Raw genomic sequence first — 18,244 nt, forward strand, 5'->3', positions numbered from 1 at the left:
TCATCGTCCCGTCACCGTTCGAGCAGCGCGACGACCTCGTCGAGCGTCGGCGCATGCGCGCCCGTGTGCCGGCACGCGGCGGCGCCCGCCGCGAGCGCGAACGCGAGATGCTCGCGCCACGACCGCTGCGGCGCGGCCATCAGGCTGAACAGCATGCCGCCGATCGACGCGTCGCCCGCGCCGACGGTGTCGACCACCTCGACGCGCGGCGGGCTGGCCTCGAGCACGTCGCCGTCCGCGTAAAGCGTGGCCGCCTGCGCGCCGCGCGTGACGAGCACGGCCGCGCGCGGATTCAGCGCGCGCACCGCGGCGACCGCATCGGGGCCGTCGCCGCCGAACAGGTGGCGCAGGTCCTCGTCGGACACCTTGATCAGGTCGGCGAGCGCGGCCATCTTCTCGAGCGTCGGCCGGTACGCGGCCGTCATCAGGTTCCGGTAGTTCGGATCGAAGCTGATTTTCACGCCACGCGCGTGCAGGTCGGCCGCGAGCGCGACGAGCGTGCCCGCGAGCGGTTCGCGCACGAGGCTGATGCAGCCGAAGTGCGCCCACTTCACGTGTCCGGCCCAGCCGGCCGGCAGCCGCGCCGGGTCGAACGCGAGATCCGCGCTCGCTTCGCCGATGAAGAAGTACGCGGGCGGCCGCGTCTCGTGGACGATTGCGAGCAGCGGCGCACGCGGCACCCGCTGCAGGAAGCGCAGGTCGAGCCCGGCCGCCTCGCTGGTACGCCACAGCACGTCGGAGAAGCAGTCTTCGCCGATCGCGCCCGCGAGCGCGCTCGGCACGCCGAGCCGCGCGACCGCGCGCGCGACGTTCCAGCCGGCGCCGCCCGGCACCGAGGTCCACTGCGCGTCGCCCGCGCGCACCATGTCGGTCAGGATGTCGCCCGCCGACACGAAGGCCGGAAAGGTGCCGCCGCTCATTGCGTCGGCTCGCTGCGCGCCGCGCGCGCGAGGGTCGCGAGCACGTCGTAGCATGCGCCCATCGTGTGATAGTCGGTCTTGCCGGCCGGGCTCTTCTCGTCGCTGTACTTGCGGTTGTCGCAGGTGAGGATCCGGTACCACGCGCCGTAGCGGTGATCGACGAAATGCGTCCAGCTGTAGCGCCAGATCTCGTCGTACCAGTCCCAGAAGCGCTCGCTGCCGGTGCGCGCGCCGAGCATCGCGGCCGCCGCGAAGGTTTCCGCCTGCACCCAGAAATACTTGTTGTGGTCGCAGATCGTGAAGTCGGGGCCGAAGCCGTAGCAGAGGCCGCCGTGATCGGCGTCCCACGCATGCGTGAGCGCCGCGTCGAACAGCTCGGCCGCGCGCGGCACGAGCCAGTCGAGCGGGCGGTGCCGCTCCAGGATCAGCAGCAGCTTCGCCCATTCGGTCTGGTGCCCGGGCTGGAAGCCCCACGGACGGAAGATGTTCGAGCTGTCCTCCTTGTTGTAGTCCCAGTCGACCGACCAGTCCGCATGGTAGTGCTCCCACACGAGGCCGCCCGACAGCGAAGCCTGGCGCCGCGTGATGTGGGTCGCGAGCTTTTCCGCGCGATCGAGATAGGTGAGATGGCCGGTCGCCTCGTACGCCGCGAGCAGCGCTTCCGTCATGTGCATGTTCGCGTTCTGGCCGCGGTACGACGACACGTTCCAGTTCGGCGTCGCGTCGTCCGCGTAGAGGCCGGCGGCCGCGTCCCAGAAGCGGTGCTCGGCGAGCTCGTAGGTCGACGCGATCAGCGCGCGCGCTTCATCGATGCCGGCCATCGCAGCGTGCGCGGCCGCCAGCAGCACGAACGCGAGCCCGTAGCAGTGGCGCGTGCCGTCGAGCGTCGCGCGTTTCGCGCCGTCGCGCCAGTCGAGTTCCCAGTCGTAGCCCTGCAGCGCTTCATCCCAGTGCGCGTCGCGCAGGAAGCGCAGCCCGTGGCGTGCGTAGTCGAGGTGGCGCGGATCGCCGAAATGCCGGTACGCCATCGCGTAGTTGAAGACGAACCGGCAGCTGCTGACCAGGTGCCGCGACGTGCGGTTGTAGATGCTGCCGTCGTCGCGGAAGTAATGGTAGAAGCCGCCCGTCGGGTCGAACGCATTCTGCGCGTAGAAGCGCAGCGTGTCCTCGATGTGCGACAGCAGGAACGACGGATCGCGGAAGCTCGCGACGAACGGTGCCGCTTGCGCGTGGGCGGCCGGCGCGGCCGTGCGGGATTGGACCGGGGGCATGTTCATGATTCGGTGACCGTGGCGGTATCGAGTGCCGGTGAGCCGGCGGGCTGGCTGCTGGCCCGTACGATCAGTTCGACGGGCAGGGAGATCTCGGTGCGCTCGGGCGATTCGGCGAGCAGCAGTTCGACGCCGCGGCGGCCGAGCGCTTCCTTGTCGACGGCGAGCGTCGTGAGCGGCGGGTTCGCGTGCGCGGCGGCCGGGATGTCGTCGAAGCCGACGATCGCGATGTCTTCCGGAATCCGCACGCCGCGCGCGATGCACACGCGCTGCGCGGCCAGCGCGGCGGCGTCGTTGTACGCGAACACGGCGTCCGGGCGTGGGCCGGGCGCGTCGAGCAGCTGCTGCATCGCGCGCGCGGCGCCGGTGTCGGGGTCGAGCCCGGCGTCGATCGTCACTTCGTACGCGGGATCGAACAGCCTCCCGGCCTCGAAGAACGCACGGCGGTAGCCGATCGCGCGCTGCGCGATGCTGAAGTGCGCGGCCGAGCCGCCGATGAACGCGATCCGCGAGCGGCCGATGGCGAGCAGGTGGCGCATCGCGAGCGCCGCGCCCGTCGCGTTGTCGATGTTCACCGAGCGCAGGCCGGGCGCCCACAGGTCGATCAGCACGAGCGGCCGGCCGGTCGCGGCGAGCGCCTCGATCGTCTCGGGCTCGATGAAGCCGGCCACCGCGATCGCGTCGGGCGCGTGCGGGCGCATCTGGCGCAACACGTCGTCGTTCGGGCCGACCGTGAGCAGCGTCGGCACGATGCCGCGCTCGCGGCACGCGTCCTCGACGCCGTGCAGCACGTGCGAGAAGAACGGGCTGGCGGGAAAGCGGTTGTGCTGGCGGTGCAGCAGGAAGGTGAGCCGGCGGATGCGCGGGCGCAACTGGGCCGGGTCGTAGCCGAGGTGCTGCGCGATCTCGACGACGCGCGCCCGCGTGGCTTCCGACAGGCCCGGCTGGTTTTTCAGCGCACGGGAGACGGTGCCGATCGAGACCTCTGCCGCCCGCGCTACGTCGCGAATGGTGGTGCCCATCGTTCGGGTCCGGTTTGTTTAGGATGACGGCGATTGTATAGTAAAACACGGCGCCAAATTCGGGCCGGATAACCGGGGAATACCCGGAAATAACGGGTTTTTACGCGCTAATCTGCGAAAACGACGTTACTAAAAATACTAAACAAAACGCGGAAAAGGCAAGGTGATCGCATGGAAAGGGGCGATGCCGGCGGGGCGGACGAGGCGCACGCGTTCGGATGCCCGGTCCGCGACGGACGAGCGGCAGGCCGTTGCCCGGAGTCGATTGGGGGCCGGCGCAGGTGCGCGGCGCCGGCACCGCCGTCCGCACCGGCCGGCAGCGCGCTTGCGTGCGGCAACCGCCCGCCGTTCAGCCCGCCGCCGCGTGCGGCGGCCCGCCGCGATCGCGCAGCGCCGCGCGGCCTGCATCGAGATCGACGACCGCGAGCCCGCCCGGCTGTTGTTTCGCGCGCCGCTTCGCGAGCGCCGCGACCGACGCGATCTCGTCGCTGCCATAGCGCATCGCGCCGTGCGCACCCGCCGGCACGCCGACCGCGCCGATCGCCATCGTCACGAAGCCGAAGAACGCCGGGTTGCCGTGGCGGTCCTCGCCGCGCAGCCCGCCTGCCTGCCGGTCGGCCTGCGTGTAGAAGCGCTGCGCGCCTTCGTTGAAGCGCGCGATCGCGTCGGTCGCGCGCGCGTGCCAGTCGTCGCGCTGGAACAGCACGAGGAAATCGTCGCCGCCGACGTGCCCGAGAAAGTCGCGCTGCGGGTCGCACACGCCGGCCAGCACCGTCGCGGCGAACTTCAGCACCTCGTCGCCTTGCCAGTAGCCGTACTGGTCGTTGAACGGCTTGAACTGGTTCAGGTCGACGTAGCACGCATGAAAGCCGGCGTCGCGCTGGAGCAGGCGGTCGATGTGCGCGCTGATCGGAATGTTGCCGGGCAGGAAGGTCAGCGGGTTCGCGTAGCGCGCGGCTTCGATGCGCATCTCGGTCACTGCGCGCACGAGGCTCTCGCCGGTGCCGAGCCCGACGTAGCGGCCGTGTTCGGTGATCACGAAGCCGTCCGCGAGATAGCGCTGGTCGTGGCTCGCGAGCAGCGTCGCGAGTTGCTCGAACGTCGTCGCGTTGTCGATCATCAGCGGCGCATCGTTCGCGAACTGCAGGCACGGTTTCTTTCCGAACAATTCGCGGTGATACGGCAGCGCGAAGCGGTCGATGAAGCCGCGGCGATTCACGAGTGCGACCGGCCGCCCGTGTTCGACGAGCGCGACCGCATGCAGGTCGGGCATCCGGTTGAACAGGTCGAGCACGTCGTTGCTGGTCGCGTCGCGCGGCAGCGGCGGCGCGGCGACGAGCATTTTCGCGGCGATCGTGCCGGCCGGCCGCACGGTGCGCGTCGCGCCGGGAAACACCGCGATGTGCGGCGCGCGGATCGCATCGCGCGCGGCCGGCGCGACGACCCGCGACGGCTGCGCGTCCGGCCGGCCGAGCAGGAAGCCCTGCACGCAGCAGATGCCCATGTCGCGCACGACGATCAGGTCGCATTCGTTCTCGATGCCTTCCGCGATCAGTCGCGCGCCGCTCGCCTGCGCGAAGTGCTGCATGGCCTTCACGGCCTCGAACTTGAGCGGGTCGCGCGAGATGTCGTGGATGAAGAAGCGGTCAACCTTCACGACGTCCGGCTGCAGGCGCAGCCACAGGTTCATGCTCGCGTTGGCGGTGCCGTAGTCGTCGAGCGCGAACTGGATGCCGGCGTCGCGCAGCGACGCGACCGCCGGCCCGATATGCGCGACATCCAGTATCGCGTTCTGCTCGGTCAGCTCGATCACGATGCGCTCCGCGCCGATCCGCGCGCGGCCGAGAAACTGGCGCGCGCGCTCGCGTTCGCTGGCGAGCTGCAGGATCGTGCCGGCGCTGAAATTGAGGAACAGCTTGCCGTCGCAGCCGAGCGCCGCGAACGCGTCGAGGCAGGTGAGCGCGGCGGCCTGTTCGAGCGCGATGGTCGCGCCTTCGCGCGCGGCCTGCGCGAACAGCGCGGCGGGCGCCTCGAGGTCGGTGCCGCGCGGGCCGCGGATCAGGCCTTCGTAGCCGACGACCGTCCCCGACCCGAGGTCGACGATCGGCTGGAACACGGCCGCGAGCGCACGCTCCACGATCAAGCGCGTGGTGTGGGCGGTGGACGAGTCGGGATGGGGCGCGGGCATGGGTGAGGGTGAGAGCGGCCGAGGCGACGGGACGCCCGACTTTAACGGCAGCGTGTGCGAAGAATTGAATGAAGATTTCGTGACGCGATGCGCGTTGATGGTGCATGCGTCGCGTTGGGTGGACGGGGGCGGTGCGATGGAGGAAGCGGAGGAAGCGGAGGAGGCGGAGGAGGCGGAGGAAGCGGAGGAAGCGGAGGAAGCGGAGGAAGCGGAGGAAGCGGAGGAAGCGGAGGAAGCGGAGGAGGCGGAGGAAGCGGAGGAAGCGGGGGAGGCGGAGGAAGGCTGGAGAAAGCGGGAGAAGGCGGAAGAAGCGGAACGAGAAAGACGCGAATGCACCCGCGCGGCCAGCCGTGCCGGCCGCGCGGCCTCCCGCGTCAGCGCTTGCCCGCGCTCAGCGCACCGCGTCCGCGTGCGGCACCGGCCGCCCCCTCGTCGCCGTCACGCTCGCCGCGCATGTCGCGCGCGCCCCAGCGCTGCGCGAGCGCCGCGCACGCCATCAACTGGATCTGGTGGAACAGCATCAGCGGCAGCACGATCGCGCCGACCGCCTGCGCGGAGAAGATCACCTTCGCCATCGGCACGCCGGCCGCGAGGCTCTTCTTCGAGCCGCAGAAGATGATCGTGATCTGGTCGGCGCGGTTGAAGCCGAGCCGCTTGCTGACGAACGTGGTCAGCACCAGCGCGATCACGAGCAGCACGACGTTGACGACCAGCAGGCCGCCGAGCGCGCGCGCCGGCATCTGGTGCCACAGCCCCTGGTTCACGGCCTCGCTGAACGCGACGTAGACGACGAGCAGGATCGAGCCCTGGTCGACGAAGCGCAGCACGCCGCGATTGCGTTCGATCCAGCCGCCGATCACGGGCCGCAGCAGCTGGCCGGCGACGAACGGCACGAGCAGCTGCATCACGATGCTCCCGACGGTGCTCCACGGCGACGCGGCCGCGGCCGACTGAGACGTGATCATCAGCCCGACGAGCGCCGGCGTCACGAAGATTCCGAGCAGGCTCGACGCGGACGCCGCGCACACGGCAGCCGGCACGTTGCCCTTCGCGATCGACGTGAACGCGATCGATGACTGGACTGTCGACGGCAGCGTGCACAGAAACAGCACGCCGGCGTAGAGCGCAGGCGTGACGAGCGGCTGCAGCACGGGCTTGAGCGCGAGGCCGAGCAGCGGGAACAGCGCGAACGTGCTGAGCAGCACGACCGCATGCAGCCGCCAGTGAGTCGCGCCCGCGACGACAGCTTCGCGCGACAGCTTCGCGCCATGCAGGAAGAACAGCAGGCCGACCGCGATGTTGGTCGCCCAGTTGAACGCATGGGCGGCCGGGCCGCGGCACGGCAGCAGGCTCGCGAGCACGACGGTGCCGACGAGCGCGAGCGTGAAGTTGTCGGGAAGAAAACGGGGACGGGCCATCGGGGATGTTGATTCGGAAACGGCAGGCGCGCAGGTCGCGCGCGAAACCGATATTGTCCCGGTAGGTCATTCAATACACAAATTCATTGTGTGAATCGATTGATGAATCGGTTGCATGTGACGGTAAGCGTCAACGGAGGCGGCCGATGCGCAAAACGGCAGAAGAATGTTCTGCCGCGAGTACGCCCGCAAGTGAAAAAACCTAGCAGTAACATGGTGTTACACCCATGCCCGCGACCTAACACTTTTTGGCTCGACACCGTTTCGGGCCGCTCATAAATTACTGCTGAAAGGCTTGCGTCGGCCGGAAACAACCGGCGGCGAGCTGCAACAGGCACTGAATGATGACGGAACGGGTGAAACTGAGGGTCGGACGATGGGTGGCGGGCGTGCTCGGCGCGCTGCTGATACCGCTCGCGCTCGCGCAACCGCCGCACGGCGGTCAGGCGTTCGGCGGCGGCCACGGTTTCGGTCACGGTTTCGGTGGCGGCGACATGCACGCGTACGGCCGGCCGGCCGGCAACGCGCCGGCGTGGCGCCGGGCGCTGCCGCCGGGCGGCGCGCGTGCCGGCGGCGTGAGCGGCTACGGTTCCCGCTGGGGGCTGCGGCCGACGCCGTCCTACGGCCATTACGCCGCGCAAAGCCCGTATCGTCCGATCAGCGCCGACTCCCGCCAGATGCCGCGTCCGCCGGGCGGCGGCAATGTTCCGCTGCGTGCCGGCTCGATCCGCGCCGACGTCGCGCGCTACAACGAGGAGCGCGGCGGCCGTCCGATGCCGCCCCCCCGCGCGCAGGAAGAACCTGCCCACTCGCCGTTTTTCTCCCCGTTCTACCGAAACTGAGCGCCCGCGCGTTCGTCCCCCGCCGGCTGTGATGCGAATTCGCCACAGTCGCGCGCATATTTCCGCTGATTTTCCCGCCGCATTGCGCTATCTTTCGCGCCCGGCACGCGCGCGCCCTGCGGCCGTCCCGTCGCGTGCCGCGCTCTGCGCGCAGCCGCTGCCGCGCGCCTGGCCATGTGCCGATTCCGCGAAGTTAATGCCGCCGCTATACCCGCAATAAGTGTGCGCAATTTTGACCGGACGCACGATCCGTAAAGATGGCTGCGCCCCATACGACGCAAGCAGTCGGCTCCAAAAAACAACGCTCGCGCCACTTATCGACATTCGACAACACCTGGAGATCCCATGAAAGCATTCGCTCGCCGTGCGTCGCGCACGTCCGTCAAGCTGATCGCCGCGGCCGCCTGCGTGGCCGCAACCGTACCCGTCCACGCGCAGTCGAGCGTCTCGCTCTACGGTCAGGTCGACGAATGGGTCGGCGCAACCAAGTTCCCGGGCGGCGATCGCGCATGGAACGTGTCGGGCGGCGGGATGTCGACGTCGTACTGGGGCCTGCACGGCGCAGAGGATCTGGGCAGCGGCTACAAGGCAATCTTCACGCTGGAGAGCTTCTTCCGTGCGCAGAACGGCCAGTTCGGCCGCTTCCAGGGCGACACGTTCTTCGCGCGCAACGCATACGTCGGCGTCAGCTCGCCGTACGGCACGGTGACGGCCGGCCGCCTGACGACCCACCTGTTCCTGTCGACGATCCTGTTCAACCCGTTCTACGATTCGTACACCTTCTCGCCGATGGTGTACCACGTGTTCCTCGGCCTCGGCACGTTCCCGACCTATCCGAGCGACCAGGGCGCGGTCGGCGATTCGGGCTGGAACAACGCGCTGTCGTACACGTCGCCTTCGTTCGGCGGCCTGAATTTCGCGGCGATGTACGCGCTCGGCAACACGGCCGGCGACAACCGCTCGAAGAAATGGAGCGCGCAGTTCAATTACGCGAACGGCCCGTTCGCGGCGACCGCCGTCTATCAGTACGTGAACTTCAACAACGGTCCGCAGGACCTGAGCGCGCTCGTGACCGGCATGAAGAGCCAGGGCATCGCGCTGGTCGGCGCGACCTACGACCTGAAGTACGTGAAGCTGTTCGGCCAGTACATGTATACGAAGAATGACCAGGTCGCGGGCAGCTGGCACGTGAATACCGCGCAGGGCGGCGTGTCGGTGCCGCTCGGCGTGGGCAACGCGATGGCGTCGTATGCGTATTCGCGCGATGCCGGCGGCCTCGACCAGACGCGCCAGACCTGGGCCGTCGGCTACGACTATCCGCTGTCCAAGCGCACGGACATCTACGCCGCGTACATGAACGACCACATCAGCAGCCTGTCGACCGGCAACACGTTCGGCGCGGGTATCCGCGCGAAGTTCTGACGCGCACGTGCGATCGGTGCGCCGGCCGCGCGCGAAAATCGCGCGTGCCGGCCGCATGTTTTCCCTCTCGAAACGAAACGGAACGGAACGGCGCCGCCACTCGCGGCGCCGTTTTGCTTTTGTTGACCTTTCTGTTTCCTCGCCTTTGTTACCCTATCTCGTAATTGCACCATTCCCCCGTCATTACGGGCTAGTTCGATGGATACCCTCGTCAGCATGAATGTGTTTCGCTACGTCGTCGAAGTGGGCAGCTTCGTCGGCGCGGCCGAGCGCATGCAGATGTCGGCCGCGATGGCGAGCAAGCACGTGATGCATCTCGAGCAGCAGCTCGGCGCGCGGCTGCTGCATCGCACGACACGACGTGTCGCGCCGACCGAGGCGGGACGCGAATACTATGAGCGCCTCGTGCAGGCGCTGTCGGAACTCGACGAAGCCGGACAGGCGGTCGGCGCCGCGAGCGTCGTGCCGCAGGGCCGCCTGCGCGTGACGTCGCTGTCCGCGTTCGGCTTGCGGCACGTGATGCAGGCCGTCACCGATTATGCGGGCCGGTTCCCGGACGTGACCGTCGACATGACGCTGTCCGATCGCGTGGTCGACCTGATCGAGGAAGGCTACGACGTCGCGGTGCGCGCGGCGCCGAACGGGCTGAAATCGTCGTCGTTGGTCGCGCGCCAGATCGCGACCGCGCACATCCTGCTGGTCGCGTCGCCCGAGTATCTCGAGAAGCACGGCATGCCTCAGACGATCGCCGATCTCGCGCATCACAATTACCTGCGCCGCGATTCGAATTCGACGATGCTCGATTCGCTGATGATCGACGCGGCCGCCGCATCGCGCGTGAACCTGAACGGCAACCTGATCGTGAACCATCTCGAGGGGCTGCGCGCGGCGGTGCTCGCGGGCGCGGGCATCGCGCTGCTCGGCACCGAGGTGATCGGCGACGACATCGAATCCGGCCGCCTCGTGCCGGTGCTGCTCGACGCGGTGCCGCCGCACGAGGCGCCGATCTACGCGGTGTATGCGAGCCGCCGCCACGTGTCTGCGAAGGTGCGCTCGTTCGTCGACTTCCTTGCCGCACGCTTCGAAGGGCAGTCGCTGTGCCCGTCGATCGAGTCGCGCCTGCGCGTGCTGCCGATCACGCGGATCAAGCGCGCGAGCTGAGCGGCGTCGGCCGCCCGCGGGCGGACGTGAAAAAAGCGCGAGCCGTTGCGGTTCGCGCTTTTTGTTTTTGTCCGACGTCATGCGCGGCGGTGGCGCAACCCGCCGCCTGCGTCAGCGTGCGATGCCGAGCCGTGCCTTCGCGTCGTCGTACTCGCGCTTCAGGCGCTCGACGAGCGCGCCGACGCTCGGCAGGTCGTCCATCAGGCCGACGCCCTGGCCGGCACCCCAGATGTCCTTCCACGCCTTCGTCTTGTCGCCGCCGAAATTCATCTTCGTCTTGTCGGATTCCGGCAGCGCGTCCGGATCGAGCCCGGCCTTCTCGATGCTCTCGCGGATGTAGTTGCCGTGCACGCCGGTGAAGAGGTTCGTGTAGATGATGTCGGACGATTTCGCGTTGAGGATCGCGTGCTTGTAGTCGTCGACCGCGTGCGCTTCCTGCGTCGCGATGAAGCGCGTGCCCATGTACGCGAAGTCGGCGCCCATCGCCTGCGCGGCGAGGATCGAGCCGCCGTTCGCGATCGAGCCGGACAGCACGATCGGACCGTCGAAGATCTTGCGCACTTCGCCGACGAGCGCGAACGGCGACGTCGTGCCCGCGTGGCCGCCCGCGCCGGCCGCGACGAGGATCAGCCCGTCGACGCCGGCTTCGAGCGCCTTCTGCGCGTGGCGCAGGTTGATCACGTCGTGCAGCACGATGCCGCCGTAGCTGTGCACGGCGTCGACGATCTCGCGCGCCGGCGCGCGCAGGCTCGTGATGAAGATCGGCACCTTGTGCTCGACGCACACGCGCACGTCATGCTCGAGCCGTACGTTCGACTGATGGACGATCTGGTTGACCGCGATCGGGCCGATCACCGCATCCGGGTGCTTCGCCTTGTGGTCGGCAAGCTCGGACTGGATCTGCGTGAGCCACTCGTCCAGCAGTTCGGCCGGACGGGCGTTGAGCGCGGGAAATGATCCGACGATACCCGCCTTGCACTGCGCGAGCACGAGTTCGGGGTAGCTGACGATGAACATCGGCGACGCGATGACGGGCAGCGTCAGGTTCTGCAGGACGGCGGGCAATGCCATGTGATGTCTCCAGTCTCGAGGGGCGGCCGGATGCGGCGCGGTCGCGCCGACGCCGGTATCCATGCTTGGCGGTCGAACGGTGCTTCGAGTGTAGCGGTGCAGCGATTCGCCCATATTAATACGAACGGTCGTGCGATTCTACGCGAGCTTAGCAAACGGCGCGGCATGGCGGCAATCGAGTGAGTGTTCTCTTTCTACGCATTCGGGCATCTGCCGCGCGCAGCGGTCGGCCGCGCGCTCCTACAATAGCCGCCATAACAAACCAACGAGAAACAAACCATGTCGTTTGAGGCGTTTGCACCGTTTCGCGTGACGGTGCAGGACACCGACATCTTCGGTGTCAAAGGAGGCGCGGGGCCACCGCTTCTGTTGCTGCACGGCCATCCGCAGACCCACATGATCTGGCATCGCGTCGCCGCGACGCTGGCGGATCACTTCACGGTGATCGCGACCGACCTGCGCGGCTACGGCGCGTCGGGCAAGCCGCCGAGCGATGCGCGGCATGCGCCGTATTCGAAACGCGCGATGGCGGCCGACCAGGTTGCCGTGATGCGGCATTTCGGCTTCGAGCAATTCCACGTCTGCGCACACGATCGCGGCGCGCGCGTCGCGCACCGGCTCGCGCTCGATCATCCGGCGGCCGTCGAGCGGATGATGCTGCTCGACATCGCGCCGACGCTCGCGATGTACGAGCAGACGGACCGCGCGTTCGCGACCGCGTATTTTCACTGGTTCTTCCTGATCCAGCCGGCGCCGCTCCCCGAAACGCTGATCGAAGGCCGCACCGATGCGTACATCGAGCGCGTGATGGGCAACCGGTCCGCCGGGCTCGCGCCGTTCGCGCCGGAGGCGCTCGCCGCGTATCGCGCCGCGCTCGCGCAGCCGGGCGCGGTGCATGCGATGTGCGAGGACTACCGCGCGTCGGCGACGATCGATCTCGAGCACGACCGCGCGGATCTCGAGCGCGGCAACAAGGTCGCGTGCCCGCTGCGCGTGCTGTGGGGCGAGCACGGGATCGTCGGGCGCTGCTTCGATCCGCTCGGCGAGTGGCGGCGCGTCGCGCGCGACGTCGGCGGCCGCGCGCTCGATTGCGGGCACTACATTCCGGAGGAGGCACCCGTCGCGCTGATCGACGAGCTGCTCGCGTTCTTCGAGGCACGCGACGCGGCCGCGTGAGCGGCGCCGGCCGCCGCGGGCAGCGCGGTGCTTGCCGCGCGACGACGATCAGCGGCGCGTGGCGTCGTCGTCGTCGTCGACGAGCGGCGGCAGGCGGCGCGGCACCGGCGTCGATTTCACGATCGCCGTGCTCGTTTCCGCGCGCTCCGTCACCTTCGACAGGATGTCGTCGAGGTGCTCGATCGTGCGCAGATAGAGCCGGCAGATGAAGCAGTCCTCGCCGGTCACCTTGTCGCATTCGACGAATTCCGGAATCCGCCGCAACACTTCCTCGACGAGATGCAATTGCCCCGGCAGCGGCTTCACGCGCACGATCGCCTGCAGCGTGTAGCCGAGCGCGCGCGGGTCGAGCTCGACGGTGAAACCCGCGATCACACCCTGCGCTTCGAGCCGTCGCACGCGGTCGGCGGTCGCGGGCGCCGATAGCCCGATCTGTCGCGCCAGTTCGCTGGTGGCAATGCGCGCATCCTCGGCGAGCGCCGCGAGGATCGCGCGGTCGGTTGCGTCCAGCGACGCGACGGCGGGAGGGGAAAGGCGTTTCGCCATGATCGCTTTGCTTTCGAAGGTGAATCGGTGGTTTCGCTTCAGTTTAGTCGTGGATGCGCGGAAAGCAAGTTCCTAGAATCGAAGTCATCTTCTCTCGTCAAACGGAGTCCATGATGGCCTCGAACGAAACCCGCCGCGGTGCCGCCGAGATGGTCGTCGCGATGATGATGTCCGGCACGATCGGCTGGCTCGTGATGTCGTCGCAGCAGCCGCTCACCAACGTCGTGTTCTTCCGCTGCCTGTTCGGCGCCGCGACGCTCGCGATCGTCTGCGCGGCGCTCGGCTTCCTGCGTCGCTCGCTGTTCTCGCCGCGCATGCTCGCGCTCGCGGCGCTCGGCAGCATCGCGATCGTCGCGAACTGGCTGCTGCTGTTCGCCGCGTATTCGCGCGCGTCGATCTCGATGGCGACCGCCGTCTACAACACGCAGCCGTTCATGCTCGTCGCGCTCGGCGCGATCGTGTTCCGCGAACGGATCAGCGCGTCGACGATCGCGTGGCTCGCGCTCGCCTTCATCGGGCTCGTGTGCGTGGTGCGCGTCGAGCCGGCCGTGCTCGCGGTGCCCGGCGAATATCTCGAAGGCGTCGCGCTGTCGCTTGGCGCGGCGTTTCTGTACGCGGTGTCGTCGATCATCACGAAGCACCTGAAGGGCACGCCGCCGCACCTGCTCGCGCTGCTGCAGGCCGGCCTCGGCATCGTGCTGCTCGCGCCGTTCGCGCACTTCGGCACATTGCCCGCGACGGCCGCGCAGTGGCTCGATCTCGTCGTGCTCGGCGTCGTGAACACCGGCGTGATGTATGTGCTGCTGTACGGTGCGATCCAGAAGCTGCCGGTCGCGATGACGGGCGCGCTGTCGTTCGTCTATCCGGTCGTCGCGATCATCGTCGATCGCATCGCGTTCGGGCAGACGCTCGCGTGGACGCAGGTGCTCGGCGCACTGCTGATCCTGCTCGCGGCGGCCGGCGTGAATCTCGGCTGGCGCATCGTGCCCGCGCGTCGCGCGGCGGCCGGCAACTGAAACGGTCGTGCGATTCGGCTTGCCGCTACGGCAGGTTGCCGACACCCGCTGGCGCCGCGCCCGGGAACGAAGGTTGCGCGTGAAAAACGCTGTAAGAAGTTGTAGGGAAACACCCGATGCGACGCCGCAGCGTCGCTCGTATGATGCGGGCTGTGACGTTGATCACGTTCACAGGATTCCGATCTCATGCCGTTCGCCAAGCAGGCCGAACGGCATTTTTTTATGCGCCGCTCCGCGCGAGCAGGCGCCGCCGCGCGTCGAGCCGCGCGAGCAACACGCGCCTCGCGTCGTCGTCGGACGCGCGCCATCCCTTGATCTCGTCGCGCGTGCGCAGGCAGCCCGCGCACCAGTCGGTGCGCGGATCGATCCTGCATACGTCGGTGCACGGCGACGCGACCGTGCCGACCGATACCGGCATCTCGCTCATGCGTCGTTGCGCAGCGCGACGTCGGCGACCGGCGCACCCGTCAGCGACACGAGCTCCTGCGGCGACAGGTTGAACACCGCGTGCGGATGGCCGGCGGCCGCCCAGAGGCTGTCCAGTTCGAGCAGGTCGGCGTCGATCAGCGTGACCGGTTCGACGAGATGGCCGATCGGGCAGACGCCGCCGATCGCGTAGCCGGTGTTGTCGCGCACGAATTTCGCATCGGCGCGGCCGACCGCGCCAACTTGCGCGGCGACCTTCTTCTCGTCGACGCGGTTCACGCCGCTTGCGACGACGAGCACCGGCAGGCCGTCCGATTCGCGGCGAAACAGGATCGACTTCGCGATCTGCGCGACCTCGCAGCCGAGCCCGGCCGCAGCCTCGGCGGAGGTCTTGCCGGTTTCGGCGAGCATCACGATCCCTTTCGCGTGCCCGCGTTCGCGCAGCAGCAGCGCGACGCGTCGCGCGGAGTCGGGGAGAGAGTCGAATGAAGCGGGTGTCGTCATGGAGAATCCGTCAGTGTTGGGGTCAGACGCAACTCGGCGTGTCGGCCGCGCTCTGCGCCTTGGCGAGCAGCGCGCGACCGGCGCGCGACACGTTCGCGCGGCCGATCGCGTTGGAGATGAAGTCGCCGGCGGCGACCACCTGCGCGAGGTCGATGCCGGTGTCGATGCCGAGGCCCTGCATCAGGTACAGCACGTCCTCGGTCGCGACGTTGCCGGTCGCGCCCTTCGCATACGGGCAGCCGCCGAGGCCGGCGACCGACGCGTGAAAGATCTCGATCCCTTCGAACAGCGCCGCGTAGATGTTCGCGAGCGCCTGGCCGTAGGTGTCGTGGAAGTGGCCCGACAGCCGCTCGCGCGGAAACACCCGCGTGACGGCCGACAGCACTTCGCGGGTGCGCTTCGGCGTGCCGACGCCGATCGTGTCGGCGATGTCGATCTCGTCGCAGCCGAGCGCGGCGAAGCGTTCGACGACGTCGACGACCGAGGCGACCGGCACCTCGCCCTGGTACGGGCAGCCGAGCGTGCACGACACGCTGCCGCGCAGCCGCAGGCCGGCATCCTTCGCGGCCTTCGCGACCGGCTCGAAGCGCGCGATGCTCTCGGCGATGCTGCAGTTGATGTTCCGCTGCGAGAACGCCTCGCTCGCCGCGCCGAAGATCACCACTTCGTCGGCGCGCGCGGCGAGCGCGTTCTCGAAGCCTTTCAGGTTCGGCGTGAGCACCGAATACACGGTGCCCGCGCGACGCTCGATGCCGGCCATCACGTCGGCGCCGTCGGCCATCTGGGGCACCCATTTCGGCGACACGAACGACGCGGCCTCGATATTGCGGAAGCCGGCGCGCGACAGCCGGTCGACGAGCGCGATCTTCACGTCGGTCGGCACGAAGGTCTTTTCGTTCTGCAGCCCGTCGCGCGGGCCGACTTCGACGATCTTGACGGCGGTGGGGAACGTCATGGTTGTCTCCAGTTTTGTATAAGCGGAATTCAGTAGCCGCGCGCGTAGTCGACGATGCCGCCGACGCGCTCGCCGCGCTCGAGCGCGCGGATCTTGCCGGCGATCTGCTCGACGGCTTCGTCGCGCAGCGTCTCGGCCGAGCTGTGCGGCGTGATCGTGATGCGCGGCGCGTGCCAGAACGGGTGGTCGACGGGCAGCGGCTCATGCTGGAACACGTCGAGCGTGGCGGCGGCGATCCGGCCGCTCGCGAGCGCGTCGAGCAGGTCGGCCTCGACGAGATGCGCGCCGCGTGCGACGTTCACCAGGTACGCGCCCGGCGCCAGCCTGGCGAAGGTCCGTGCCGACAGGATCCCGTCGGTATCGCGCGTGCTCGGCAGCAGGTTCACGAGCAGCTTCGCGCCGTCGATGCACGCGTCGAGCGCGTCGTCGCCCGCGAAGGTCTCGACACCGTCGAGCCGTTTCGGGCTGCGGCTGTAGCCGCACACCGGCAGGCCGAGCGCCGCGAGCGCCTGCGCGACCTGCGCGCCGAGCACGCCGAGACCGAGTACCGCGACGGTGAAACTCGCGCGCGGATGCGGTTCGAGCGGCTGCCAGCGGCGCTCGCGCTGCAGCGCGTCGTATTCGTCGAAGCGGCGCAGGTAGCGCAGCACCGCGTGCGTCACGTATTCGATCATCTGCCGCGCCATGCCCGAATCCTCGAGGCGCACCAGCGGTACGTCGCGCGGCAGCGTGCCGGGATGCGCGCGGTCGAGCGCGAGCAGCGCGTCGACGCCCGCGCCCAGATTGAAGATCGCGCGCAGGCCGTCGCGCGGCGCGAACAGCTCGCGCGGCGCGCGCCATACGAGCGCGTAGTCGGCCGCGCCCGTGTCGCCCGGCTGCCAGGCGCGCAGCTCGGCCTCGGGCAGCGCCCGTGCGATCGCGCCGCGCCATGCGTCGGCTTCCTGATGCGGCGAGTAGAACAGGATCTTCATGCGCCTACTTCGCGAACAGCTGGCCGATGTCGGCGAACGCCTTGAATTCCAGCGCGTTGCCGCATGGATCGAGGAAGAACATCGTCGCCTGCTCGCCGACCTCGCCCTTGAAGCGGATGTGCGGCTCGATCACGAAGCGCGTATGCGCGGCCTTGAGCTTGTCGGCGAGCGCATGCCATTCATCCATCGACAGCACGACGCCGAAATGGCGGACGGGCACGTCGTCGCCGTCGACCGGGTTCACCGCGCTCTTGCCGGTTTCGTCCGGCGCGAGGTGCGCGACGAGCTGGTGCCCGAAGAAATCGAAGTCGACCCAGTGTTCCGAGCTGCGGCCCTCGGGGCAGCCGAGCAGGCCGCCGTAGAACGCGCGCGCGCCGGCGAGGCTCGACACGGGAAAGGCGAGATGGAACGGGCGCAGCGCGCCGGCGGGCGTAGCGGACATCGGGCGTCTCCTGTCGATCGGAACCGGCGCGGCGGCGCCCGGTTCGATCCGATGCAAGGCAAGCGGGAAGCCCACATTCTACGGTTTCGCGGCGCGTTGCGCCGCCGCGAGGCGGCCAGCCCATACCGGGCGGCCCGAGCCGGCGGCCGTCCCGCGCAAAAGCAAAGCACAAAATATTGGTTCGGCCGCCGTGCGCGGCACGCCACAATTGAATCTCGTCTCCAAGCAAAGCAAGCGAGGGCAATCATGCGCGCATGCAGCAAATCGGCGTGGCCGCCGCGGCTCGTGACCGTTCCGGGCCTGCACGGCAGCGAAGGCGCCCACTGGCAGACCTGGCTGGAGCGGCAGTTCTCGCGTTCGCTGCGGGTCGAACAGGCCGACTGGGATGCCCCCGATCTCGCGCGCTGGGCGCAGTCCGTGCGCGCGCTGCTCGAGCGCGAGCGCGGCCCGTTCGTGCTGGCCGCGCACAGCTTCGGCTGCCTCGCGGCCGCGCATGCGCTCGCGCAATGGCCGCTGGCGGCCGACGTCGCGGGCGTGCTGCTTGTCGCACCGGCCAGTCCGAAGAAATTCACGTTCGCCGGGCCGTTCGACGCGCGCCGGCTCGCGGTGCCGTCGATCGTGATCGGCAGCGAGACCGATCCGTGGATGCCGCTCGCCGATGCGCGCACGCTCGCGCAGCGGCTCGGCAGCGCATTCGTCAATCTCGGCGACGCCGGGCACATCAACACCGCGGCCGGCTTCGGGCCGTGGCCGCGCGCGAAGCATTTCATCGACACGCTGGTGCACTGCGCGGCGCCGCTGCGCTTTCGCGACGCGGACGACGGCTTCGACGCCGCGCTCGTCGACCGCGCGCTCGCGCACGCGATCTGACACTCACGCGCACGCGCTGCGCG

18 protein-coding genes are annotated in these 18,244 nt (G+C 68.9%); 6 read left to right on the forward strand and 12 right to left on the reverse strand.

Annotation, left to right across the window (positions count from 1 at the left end):
- Positions 1–11: 11 nt before the first annotated feature.
- The 5 genes from DIE08_RS11425 to DIE08_RS11450 all read right to left on the reverse strand — a co-directional run bounded on the left by DIE08_RS11425 (position 12) and on the right by DIE08_RS11450 (position 6,819).
- A complete protein-coding gene (locus tag DIE08_RS11425) occupies positions 12–920 on the reverse strand; it encodes a carbohydrate kinase (protein ID WP_059605704.1) in 909 nt (302 codons plus the stop codon).
- Positions 917–2,197, reverse strand: a complete 1,281-nt coding sequence (locus tag DIE08_RS11430) for an AGE family epimerase/isomerase (RefSeq protein ID WP_124901966.1) — start codon at positions 2,195–2,197, stop codon at positions 917–919. Before DIE08_RS11430 ends, DIE08_RS11425 begins: the two co-directional genes overlap by 4 nt.
- A complete protein-coding gene (locus tag DIE08_RS11435) occupies positions 2,194–3,213 on the reverse strand; it encodes a LacI family DNA-binding transcriptional regulator (RefSeq protein ID WP_059605698.1) in 1,020 nt (339 codons plus the stop codon). The genes DIE08_RS11430 and DIE08_RS11435 overlap by 4 nt, the downstream gene beginning before the upstream one ends.
- Before the next feature lie 349 nt (positions 3,214–3,562).
- The gene (locus tag DIE08_RS11445; RefSeq protein ID WP_124901968.1) at positions 3,563–5,401 is read right to left on the reverse strand and encodes a phosphodiesterase; all 1,839 of its coding nucleotides are present in this window, start codon (positions 5,399–5,401) and stop codon (positions 3,563–3,565) included.
- Positions 5,402–5,775: 374 nt separating this feature from the next.
- Positions 5,776–6,819 carry a bile acid:sodium symporter family protein gene (locus DIE08_RS11450; protein WP_124626468.1) on the reverse strand — a complete coding sequence of 348 codons (1,044 nt, stop codon included), beginning with the start codon at positions 6,817–6,819 and terminating at the stop codon, positions 5,776–5,778.
- 344 nt (positions 6,820–7,163) lie between these two features.
- Between DIE08_RS11450 and DIE08_RS11455 the strand changes: the two genes are divergently transcribed.
- From DIE08_RS11455 to DIE08_RS11465, 3 genes are all read left to right on the forward strand, one after another.
- On the forward strand, positions 7,164–7,661 hold the full coding sequence (locus DIE08_RS11455; protein ID WP_124626478.1) for a peptide-binding protein: 498 nt from the start codon (positions 7,164–7,166) through the stop codon (positions 7,659–7,661).
- A gap of 345 nt (positions 7,662–8,006) precedes the next feature.
- The gene (locus tag DIE08_RS11460) at positions 8,007–9,083 is read left to right on the forward strand and encodes a porin (protein ID WP_059599979.1); all 1,077 of its coding nucleotides are present in this window, start codon (positions 8,007–8,009) and stop codon (positions 9,081–9,083) included.
- A 198-nt stretch (positions 9,084–9,281) separates the two neighbouring features.
- Positions 9,282–10,244, forward strand: coding sequence for a LysR family transcriptional regulator (locus DIE08_RS11465; protein ID WP_124901969.1), 963 nt, complete (start codon positions 9,282–9,284; stop codon positions 10,242–10,244).
- 111 nt (positions 10,245–10,355) lie between these two features.
- Here DIE08_RS11465 and DIE08_RS11470 read toward each other — a convergent pair whose 3' ends face one another.
- On the reverse strand, positions 10,356–11,315 hold the full coding sequence (locus DIE08_RS11470) for a nitronate monooxygenase family protein (RefSeq protein WP_124901970.1): 960 nt from the start codon (positions 11,313–11,315) through the stop codon (positions 10,356–10,358).
- Between the two features lie 279 nt (positions 11,316–11,594).
- On the opposite strand from DIE08_RS11470, the gene DIE08_RS11475 reads away from it, so the two are divergent.
- Complete coding sequence (locus DIE08_RS11475) at positions 11,595–12,491, forward strand: alpha/beta fold hydrolase (RefSeq protein ID WP_059599982.1); 897 nt, start codon at positions 11,595–11,597, stop codon at positions 12,489–12,491.
- A gap of 48 nt (positions 12,492–12,539) precedes the next feature.
- Here the strand turns inward: DIE08_RS11475 and DIE08_RS11480 are convergent, their stop codons facing one another.
- On the reverse strand, positions 12,540–13,037 hold the full coding sequence (locus DIE08_RS11480; protein WP_124901971.1) for an Lrp/AsnC family transcriptional regulator: 498 nt from the start codon (positions 13,035–13,037) through the stop codon (positions 12,540–12,542).
- Between the two features lie 113 nt (positions 13,038–13,150).
- Here DIE08_RS11480 and DIE08_RS11485 point away from each other — a divergent pair, with 113 nt between their 5' ends.
- The gene (locus DIE08_RS11485; RefSeq protein WP_124901972.1) at positions 13,151–14,053 is read left to right on the forward strand and encodes a DMT family transporter; all 903 of its coding nucleotides are present in this window, start codon (positions 13,151–13,153) and stop codon (positions 14,051–14,053) included.
- A 220-nt stretch (positions 14,054–14,273) separates the two neighbouring features.
- Here the strand turns inward: DIE08_RS11485 and DIE08_RS11490 are convergent, their stop codons facing one another.
- From DIE08_RS11490 to DIE08_RS11510, 5 genes are read right to left on the reverse strand one after another with little or no spacing between them, the layout of a single operon-like run.
- Complete coding sequence (locus DIE08_RS11490) at positions 14,274–14,480, reverse strand: DUF1289 domain-containing protein (protein ID WP_059599985.1); 207 nt, start codon at positions 14,478–14,480, stop codon at positions 14,274–14,276.
- The gene (locus DIE08_RS11495) at positions 14,477–14,983 is read right to left on the reverse strand and encodes a YbaK/EbsC family protein (protein WP_124626458.1); all 507 of its coding nucleotides are present in this window, start codon (positions 14,981–14,983) and stop codon (positions 14,477–14,479) included. Before DIE08_RS11495 ends, DIE08_RS11490 begins: the two co-directional genes overlap by 4 nt.
- A 22-nt stretch (positions 14,984–15,005) precedes the next feature.
- Complete coding sequence (locus DIE08_RS11500) at positions 15,006–15,938, reverse strand: hydroxymethylglutaryl-CoA lyase (RefSeq protein WP_059523908.1); 933 nt, start codon at positions 15,936–15,938, stop codon at positions 15,006–15,008.
- Between the two features lie 29 nt (positions 15,939–15,967).
- Positions 15,968–16,909: a glyoxylate/hydroxypyruvate reductase A gene (locus DIE08_RS11505; protein ID WP_124901973.1), complete on the reverse strand. Its 942-nt coding sequence runs from the start codon at positions 16,907–16,909 to the stop codon at positions 15,968–15,970.
- A gap of 4 nt (positions 16,910–16,913) precedes the next feature.
- Entirely contained in the window at positions 16,914–17,351 is a 438-nt protein-coding gene (locus DIE08_RS11510) for a VOC family protein (RefSeq protein ID WP_044846155.1), read from the reverse strand.
- Positions 17,352–17,597: 246 nt separating this feature from the next.
- Between DIE08_RS11510 and DIE08_RS11515 the strand changes: the two genes are divergently transcribed.
- On the forward strand, positions 17,598–18,221 hold the full coding sequence (locus DIE08_RS11515) for an alpha/beta hydrolase (protein WP_059599990.1): 624 nt from the start codon (positions 17,598–17,600) through the stop codon (positions 18,219–18,221).
- The last annotated feature ends 23 nt before the right edge of the window (positions 18,222–18,244 follow it).

The sequence above is a fragment of the Burkholderia sp. Bp9004 genome (assembly GCF_003858025.1).
GTDB classification, from domain to species: domain Bacteria; phylum Pseudomonadota; class Gammaproteobacteria; order Burkholderiales; family Burkholderiaceae; genus Burkholderia; species Burkholderia diffusa.

Excerpts from the sequence above, each read along its gene's own strand:
- DIE08_RS11425 (WP_059605704.1), bottom strand. The coding sequence starts at position 920 with ATGAGCGGCGGCACCTTTCCGGCCTTCGTGTCGGCGGGCGACATCCTG.
- DIE08_RS11430 (WP_124901966.1), bottom strand. The coding sequence starts at position 2,197 with ATGAACATGCCCCCGGTCCAATCCCGCACGGCCGCGCCGGCCGCCCAC.
- DIE08_RS11435 (WP_059605698.1), bottom strand. The coding sequence starts at position 3,213 with ATGGGCACCACCATTCGCGACGTAGCGCGGGCGGCAGAGGTCTCGATC.
- DIE08_RS11445 (WP_124901968.1), bottom strand. The coding sequence starts at position 5,401 with ATGCCCGCGCCCCATCCCGACTCGTCCACCGCCCACACCACGCGCTTG.
- DIE08_RS11450 (WP_124626468.1), bottom strand. The coding sequence starts at position 6,819 with ATGGCCCGTCCCCGTTTTCTTCCCGACAACTTCACGCTCGCGCTCGTC.
- DIE08_RS11455 (WP_124626478.1), top strand. The coding sequence starts at position 7,164 with ATGACGGAACGGGTGAAACTGAGGGTCGGACGATGGGTGGCGGGCGTG.
- DIE08_RS11460 (WP_059599979.1), top strand. The coding sequence starts at position 8,007 with ATGAAAGCATTCGCTCGCCGTGCGTCGCGCACGTCCGTCAAGCTGATC.
- DIE08_RS11465 (WP_124901969.1), top strand. The coding sequence starts at position 9,282 with ATGGATACCCTCGTCAGCATGAATGTGTTTCGCTACGTCGTCGAAGTG.
- DIE08_RS11470 (WP_124901970.1), bottom strand. The coding sequence starts at position 11,315 with ATGGCATTGCCCGCCGTCCTGCAGAACCTGACGCTGCCCGTCATCGCG.
- DIE08_RS11475 (WP_059599982.1), top strand. The coding sequence starts at position 11,595 with ATGTCGTTTGAGGCGTTTGCACCGTTTCGCGTGACGGTGCAGGACACC.
- DIE08_RS11480 (WP_124901971.1), bottom strand. The coding sequence starts at position 13,037 with ATGGCGAAACGCCTTTCCCCTCCCGCCGTCGCGTCGCTGGACGCAACC.
- DIE08_RS11485 (WP_124901972.1), top strand. The coding sequence starts at position 13,151 with ATGGCCTCGAACGAAACCCGCCGCGGTGCCGCCGAGATGGTCGTCGCG.
- DIE08_RS11490 (WP_059599985.1), bottom strand. The coding sequence starts at position 14,480 with ATGAGCGAGATGCCGGTATCGGTCGGCACGGTCGCGTCGCCGTGCACC.
- DIE08_RS11495 (WP_124626458.1), bottom strand. The coding sequence starts at position 14,983 with ATGACGACACCCGCTTCATTCGACTCTCTCCCCGACTCCGCGCGACGC.
- DIE08_RS11500 (WP_059523908.1), bottom strand. The coding sequence starts at position 15,938 with ATGACGTTCCCCACCGCCGTCAAGATCGTCGAAGTCGGCCCGCGCGAC.
- DIE08_RS11505 (WP_124901973.1), bottom strand. The coding sequence starts at position 16,909 with ATGAAGATCCTGTTCTACTCGCCGCATCAGGAAGCCGACGCATGGCGC.
- DIE08_RS11510 (WP_044846155.1), bottom strand. The coding sequence starts at position 17,351 with ATGTCCGCTACGCCCGCCGGCGCGCTGCGCCCGTTCCATCTCGCCTTT.
- DIE08_RS11515 (WP_059599990.1), top strand. The coding sequence starts at position 17,598 with ATGCGCGCATGCAGCAAATCGGCGTGGCCGCCGCGGCTCGTGACCGTT.